The sequence below is a fragment of the Pseudomonas sp. genome, from assembly GCF_032058845.1.
Taxonomy (GTDB): domain Bacteria; phylum Pseudomonadota; class Gammaproteobacteria; order Pseudomonadales; family Pseudomonadaceae; genus Aquipseudomonas.
Genome location: NZ_DAMCCR010000053.1, coordinates 23,212 through 29,487 on the forward strand (window position 1 = coordinate 23,212; position 6,276 = coordinate 29,487).

The 6,276-nt window shown below is 64.8% G+C and carries 4 protein-coding genes; 2 read left to right on the plus strand and 2 right to left on the minus strand.

All coding sequences use genetic code 11. The annotated features are described in order from the left end of the window. Nucleotides 1-9: 9 nt before the first annotated feature. Both xdhB and xdhA read right to left on the minus strand, forming a co-directional pair. A complete protein-coding gene (gene xdhB / locus RT028_RS11925) occupies nucleotides 10-2,367 on the minus strand; it encodes a xanthine dehydrogenase molybdopterin binding subunit (protein ID WP_312935085.1) in 2,358 nt (785 codons plus the stop codon). Beyond that, nucleotides 2,360-3,811 (minus strand): xanthine dehydrogenase small subunit, encoded by a 1,452-nt coding sequence (gene xdhA / locus RT028_RS11930; RefSeq protein WP_312935089.1) that lies wholly within the window; start codon nucleotides 3,809-3,811, stop codon nucleotides 2,360-2,362. The genes xdhB and xdhA overlap by 8 nt, the downstream gene beginning before the upstream one ends. Nucleotides 3,812-4,077: 266 nt before the next feature. On the opposite strand from xdhA, the gene RT028_RS11935 reads away from it, so the two are divergent. Continuing rightward, the gene (locus RT028_RS11935) at nucleotides 4,078-4,737 is read left to right on the plus strand and encodes a GntR family transcriptional regulator (RefSeq protein WP_312935091.1); all 660 of its coding nucleotides are present in this window, start codon (nucleotides 4,078-4,080) and stop codon (nucleotides 4,735-4,737) included. Between the two features lie 3 nt (nucleotides 4,738-4,740). Further along, nucleotides 4,741-6,276 (plus strand): chromosome segregation protein SMC (smc, locus tag RT028_RS11940; RefSeq protein ID WP_312935093.1); only part of this gene is annotated, 1,536 nt, incomplete at its 3' end.

Genomic DNA, 6,276 nt, shown 5'->3' on the forward strand with positions numbered 1-6,276 from the left:
CTTATCCGCTTATCCGCTCACCTTGCGCATCTGCTCACACCCCCACAACACCCGCTCGGGTGTAGCGGGGGCGTCGATGTCGGGCTGTACCCGGTAATCGGCCAGGCTCGCCACCGCATCCTTGATCGCGCACCAGGCGGCGATGCCAAGCATGAACGGTGGCTCGCCGACGGCCTTGGAGTGGAACACCGTGTCTTCCGGGTTCTTGCGGTTCTCCACCAGCGTCACCCGCAGGTCCAGCGGCATGTCGGCGATGGCCGGGATCTTGTAGCTGGCCGGGCCATTGGTGACCAGCTTGCCCTTGGCGTTCCACACCAGCTCCTCGGTGGTCAGCCAGCCCATGCCCTGGACGAACCCGCCTTCCACCTGGCCGATGTCGATGGCCGGGTTCAGCGACGCGCCGACGTCATGCAGGATGTCGGCACGCAGCATCTTGTATTCACCCGTCAGGGTATCGAGCACCACCTCCACGCAGGCCGCGCCGAAGGCGAAGTAGTAGAAAGGACGACCTCGGGCCTGGCTGCGGTCATAGAAGATCTTTGGCGTGCGGTAGAAGCCGGTGCTCGACAGCGACACCTGGGCGAAGTAGGCGAGCTGCACCAGTTGCTCGAAGCTGACGATCTGCTCGCGCATGCGCACATGGCCATTGCTGAATTCGACGTCTTCTTCGGTGACCTGAAAGTGCCGAGCAGCGAACTCCACCAGCCGCTGCTTGAGAATCTGCGCTGCGTTCTGCGCGGCCTTGCCGTTCAGGTCGGCGCCGCTGGAGGCCGCCGTGGGCGAGGTGTTGGGCACCTTGTCGGTGTTGGTAGCGGTGATCTGAATGCGGTTGAAGTCGACTTGAAAGACCTCGGCGACCACCTGCGCGACCTTGGTATTGAGCCCCTGACCCATCTCCGTGCCGCCATGGTTCAGGTGAATGCTGCCGTCGGTATAGATGTGGATCAGCGCACCGGCCTGGTTGAGGAAGGTGGCGGTGAAGGAGATGCCGAACTTCACCGGGGTCAGCGCCAGGCCTTTCTTCAGAATCGGGCTGTCGGCATTGAACTGGCGGATCGCTTCACGCCGCTCGGCGTAGTCACTGCTGGCCTCCAGGCTTGCGGTCATTTCCTCGAGCAGGTTGTGCTCGACGGTCTGGTAGTAGTGGGTGACGTTGCGCTCGGTCTTGCCGTAGTAGTTGGCCTTGCGCACGGCCAGCGGATCGAGGTTCAGGTAACGGGCGATGTGGTCCATCACCTGCTCGATGGCGACCATGCCCTGGGGCCCGCCGAAGCCACGGTAGGCGGTGTTGGAGGCGGTGTTGGTCTTGCAGCGATGGCCGGTGATGGTGGCATCGCCCAGGTAATAGGCGTTGTCGGCATGGAACATGGCGCGGTCGACGATCGAGCCGGACAGGTCCGGTGAGTAGCCGCAGTTGCCGGCCAGTTCCAGCTCCACCCCGTGCAGGCGGCCGGTGGCGTCGAAGCCGACGTCGTACTCGACATAGAACGGATGGCGCTTGCCGGTCATGGTCATGTCCTCGACCCGGGGCAGGCGCATCTTGGTCGGCTGCCCGGTGAGGTGGGCAATCACCGCGCACAGGCAAGCGGGGCTGGCGGCCTGGGTTTCCTTGCCGCCGAAACCGCCACCCATGCGGCGCATGTCCAGCACGATGCGGTTCATCGGCACGCCCAGCACTTCAGCGACCAGTTTCTGCACTTCCGTGGGGTTCTGCGTGGAGCAGTAGACGATCATGCCGCCATCTTCGCTGGGCATCACCGAGGACACCTGGGTTTCCAGGTAGAAATGTTCCTGCCCGCCGATGTGCAAGGTGCCCTGCAAGCGGTGCGCAGCAGTGGCTAGCGCTGCGCCAGAATCACCGCGTTGGTGGCGGTGGCTGTCGAGCACGAAGTGCTGTTTGCGCAAGGCCTCGACCACATCGAGCACCGGCTCCAGGTCTTCGTATTCGATGATCGCGGCCATGGCTGCGCGCCGTGCCGTGTCGAGGTCGCAGGCGGCCACGGCCAGCACCGGTTGCCCCACGTACTCCACAAGGTCGATCGCCAGCAGCGGGTCGCCGGCCACCACCGGGCCGATGTCCTTGAGGCCGGGGATGTCGGTGTGGGTGATGACGATACGTACGCCGTCGATGGCATAGCACGCCGTGGTGTCGATGCTCAGGATGCGCGCATGGGCGCGGTCGGAGGTGCGCGCATAGACGTGCAGCTGGTTGGGAAACTCCAGGCGGTCATCGATGTACACCGCCTCGCCGCTGACGTGTTTGTCGGCGCTGTCGTGTTTGACGCTGCGCCCGACCCCGGTGCTGAGGCCCTGGCGGAACAGCTCGGCCATGTCGGCCTGGCTTTTGACGGCGTGATGGTCAGACATAAGCGGTCACCCGGGTTTCGATGTGTGGCGATTGCAGCTCGATGAAGTATTTGCGCAACAGGTTCTGCGCGGCCAGCAGGCGGTATTGCTGGCTGGCGCGAAAGTCCGAGAGCGGGGTGAAATCCTGGGTCAGGGCCTGGCAGGCGCGCTCGACCGTCGCCTGTGTCCAGGGCTGGCCGCAGAGCGCGTCTTCACAGGCGCGAGCGCGTTTGGGAATGGCCGCCATGCCGCCGAACGCGGCACGTGCCTCACGCACTGTGCCGTCCTCGATACGCAGGTTGAAGGCAGCGCACACGGCGGAAATATCATCGTCCAGGCGTTTCGAGACCTTGTAGGCGCGGAACGTCCAGGCGCTGTGCGCCAGGGGCACGCGGACCTTCTCGATGAACTCGCCGTCCTTGCGCGCGGTAACGCGGTAATCGATGAAATAGTCTTCCAGCGCCAGGGTGCGTTGCTGCGCGCCTTGGCGCAGCACTATTTCGGTGCCGAGGGCGATCAGCAGCGGCGGGGAGTCACCGATCGGCGATGCGTTGCCGATGTTGCCGCCCAGGGTGCCCTGATTGCGAATCTGCAGGGAGGCGAAGCGCTGCAGCAGCGCGCCGAAGTCCGGGTACTGCGCGTCGAGTGCGGTGTAGCAGTCGGTGAGGGGGGTGGCGGCGCCGATCTCCAGGTGGCTGTCGGTGTGCTCGATGTGTCTGAGCGCGGCCACGGCGCCGACGTAGATCATCACCGGCAGGGTCTTGTGCTGCTGGGTGACCTCCAGGGCCAGGTCGGTGCCCCCCGCCAGCAGGCGCGCTTCGGGGTGGGCACCGTACAGCTCGGCGAGGTCCGCGACGGTGAGCGGTACCAGGCAGCGTTTGTCGCCACTGTTGAGCTCTGCGGTGTCTTGCGGGGCGATGGCCTGCAACTGGGCGATGGTCTGCGCCTGCCGGGCATCGAACTGATCCTGGCAAGGCGTCGCGCAGCTTTGCCGGGCAGCCTCGATGATGGGGCGGTAGCCGGTGCAGCGGCACAGGTTGCCGGCCAGCGCTTCATGGGTCTGGTGCAGGTCATGGCCGTGGCTGTTCTTCTGCAAGGCGAACAGCGACATGACGAAACCGGGCGTGCAGAAGCCGCATTGCGAGCCATGGCAGTCGGCCATGGCCTGCTGCACGCTGTGCAGTTGCCCGCGGTGCTTGAGGTGTTCGACGCTGATCAGCTGCTTGCCGTGCAAGGAGGCCACGAAGGTCAGGCAGCTGTTCAAGCTGCGGTAGCGCAGGGCAGGGCCATTACCCGCATCGACCAGCTCGCCCACCACCACGGTGCACGCGCCGCAGTCGCCGCTGGCGCAGCCTTCCTTGGTTCCGGGTTTGCCCAGGTGCTCGCGCAGGTACTGCAGCACCGTCACGTTGGGGTCCAGGCTGTGCTCGCTGCGCAGCGTCTGGTTGACGAGAAACTGGATCACGGGGATGACCTCGAACAGGTTTTATTGTTGTTGGGCGGACTCTAAGCATGGCTGACCACGGGGTCAATAATATTCTGACCTTAAAGTCAGGAAAATAGCCGTATGGTCGTCCGATACCTTGCCTTGATCTACCTTGAGCCTAGATCACGCTCGCTTGCAAAGCCGCATCAACGTTCCTGCAAACCCCGCTGTGGCACCGCGCCACGCCGAGGCAATTACGCTACAATCGCGCTTTTTGCACAGCCCAACGCTTCCCAAGGAAACCCATGACGTTCAAGGCGCCGGACAGTCTTTCCGAGCAGATCGCCCATCACCTGGCCGAGCGGATCATCCTCGGTGAGCTCGCACCTGGCGAGCGCATCCAGGAGCAGAAGGTCACCCAGGCGTTGAACGTCAGCCGTGGTTCGGTTCGCGAGGCCTTGCTGATCCTTGAACGTCGTCACCTGGTGGCCATCCTGGCGCGCCGTGGCGCCCATGTGACCCGCCTGGATGAACGCAGCGTGCGCAGCCTGTGCGCATTGATGGGCGAGCTGTACATCCTGCTCGGCAACCAGGTGGCGCAGCAGTGGCAGAGCGAGGCCGACCTGCAGCCGTTCCTGCACATCCAGCAGCGTCTGCAGCAGGCCCACGACCGGCAGGACATCCGCGCCTTCGTTGCCGACAGTTTTGCGGTGATGCGCGCCGCTTACCCGTTCGCCGACAACCCCTACCTGCAAGAAACCGTCGAGAACCTTCAGCCCGCCATGAGCCGCGCCTATTACCTGGCGCTCGACCAGCGCAAAGCCAACATGATCGACTACCTGGAGCTGTTCGCGCGCCTGCTCGAGGCCGTGGTCGGTCGTGACCTGCCGCGTATTCGCGAGGTGCTTCAGGCGTATTGCCAGCGCAGCTGCGAACTGGTGCTGGCCGCCTTGGCAAAGGGTTGATCGATGCGTCTGAAGTGCATTCGCCTGGCCGGTTTCAAATCCTTCGTCGACCCCACCACCGTCAACTTCCCGAGCAACATGGCGGCGGTCGTCGGCCCGAACGGCTGCGGAAAATCCAACATCATCGACGCGGTGCGCTGGGTGATGGGCGAGAGCTCGGCGAAGAACCTGCGCGGCGAGTCGATGACCGACGTCATCTTCAACGGCTCTACCAGCCGCAAGCCGGTCAGCCAGGCCAGCATCGAGCTGGTGTTCGACAACAGCGACAGCACCCTGGTCGGCGAGTACGCCGCCTATGCGGAGATCTCCATCCGCCGCAAGGTCACCCGTGATGCGCAGAACACCTATTACCTGAACGGCACCAAGTGCAGGCGCCGCGACATCACCGACATCTTCCTGGGCACGGGTCTCGGGCCGCGCAGCTATTCGATCATCGAGCAGGGCATGATCTCCAAGCTGATCGAAGCCAAGCCCGAGGAGCTGCGCAACTTCATCGAAGAAGCCGCCGGCATCTCCAAGTACAAGGAGCGTCGGCGGGAAACCGAGAACCGCATCCGTCGCACCCAGGAAAACCTGGCGCGCCTGAGCGACCTTCGCGAGGAGCTGGAGCGCCAGCTCGAGCGCCTGCACCGCCAGGCCCAGGCTGCCGAAAAATACCGCGAGCACAAAGCCCAGGAGCGTCAGCTCAAAGCCAGCCTGACGGCGTTGCGCTGGCGCGACCTCGATCTGCGTGTCGGTCAGCGCGGTGGGGTGATTGCCGATCAGGAAGTGGCGCTCGAAGCCCTGGTGGCCGAGCAGCGCAATGCCGATGCCGGCATCGAACGCCTGCGCGACGGCCACCACGAGCTCTCGGAGCGTTTCAATCAGGTGCAGGCACGCTTTTACTCCGTGGCCGGCGACATCGCCCGCGTCGAGCAAAGCATCCAGCACGGCCAGCAGCGCCTGCGCCAGTTGCAGGCCGACCTGCAGGAAGCCGAGCGCAGCCGGCAGGAAACCGAATCCCACCTGGGCCATGACCGTACCTTGCTGGCGACCCTCGGCGAAGAGTTGGAGATGCTCCAGCCCGAGCAGGAACAGACCTTGGCCGCCGCCGAAGAGGCCGCCGCCACGCTCGAGGAAGCCGAGCTGAGCATGCAGGGCTGGCAAGAACAGTGGGACGCTTTCAACACCCGCTCTGCCGAGCCGCGGCGTCAGGCCGAGGTGCAGCAGTCGCGTCTGCAGCAGCTGGAATCAGGCTTGGAACGCTTGCTCGAGCGCCAGCGCAAGCTGAGCGAGGAGCGTGATCAACTGGGCGCCGACCCGCAGGACGCCGCCATGCTGGACGTCGCTGAGCAGGTGGCCAGCAGCGAAATGCTCATCGAAGAGATGCAGCTCAGCGAGGAGCAGGCGGTCGAGGGCCTGGAGGTGGTGCGCAGCCAGCTGCAGCAGGCCACCCAGGCGCAACAGGCCCGGCAAGCCGACTTGCAGCGCCTGGGCGGTCGCCTGGCCTCGCTCGAAGCCCTGCAGCAAGCCGCGCTCGAGCCGGGTGGCGGTACCGCC

What these genes read in the sequence shown, in the direction of transcription:
- RT028_RS11935 (WP_312935091.1), top strand. Translation starts at nt 4,078, where the DNA reads ATGACGTTCAAGGCGCCGGACAGTCTTTCCGAGCAGATCGCCCATCAC.
- xdhB (WP_312935085.1), bottom strand. Translation starts at nt 2,367, where the DNA reads ATGTCTGACCATCACGCCGTCAAAAGCCAGGCCGACATGGCCGAGCTG.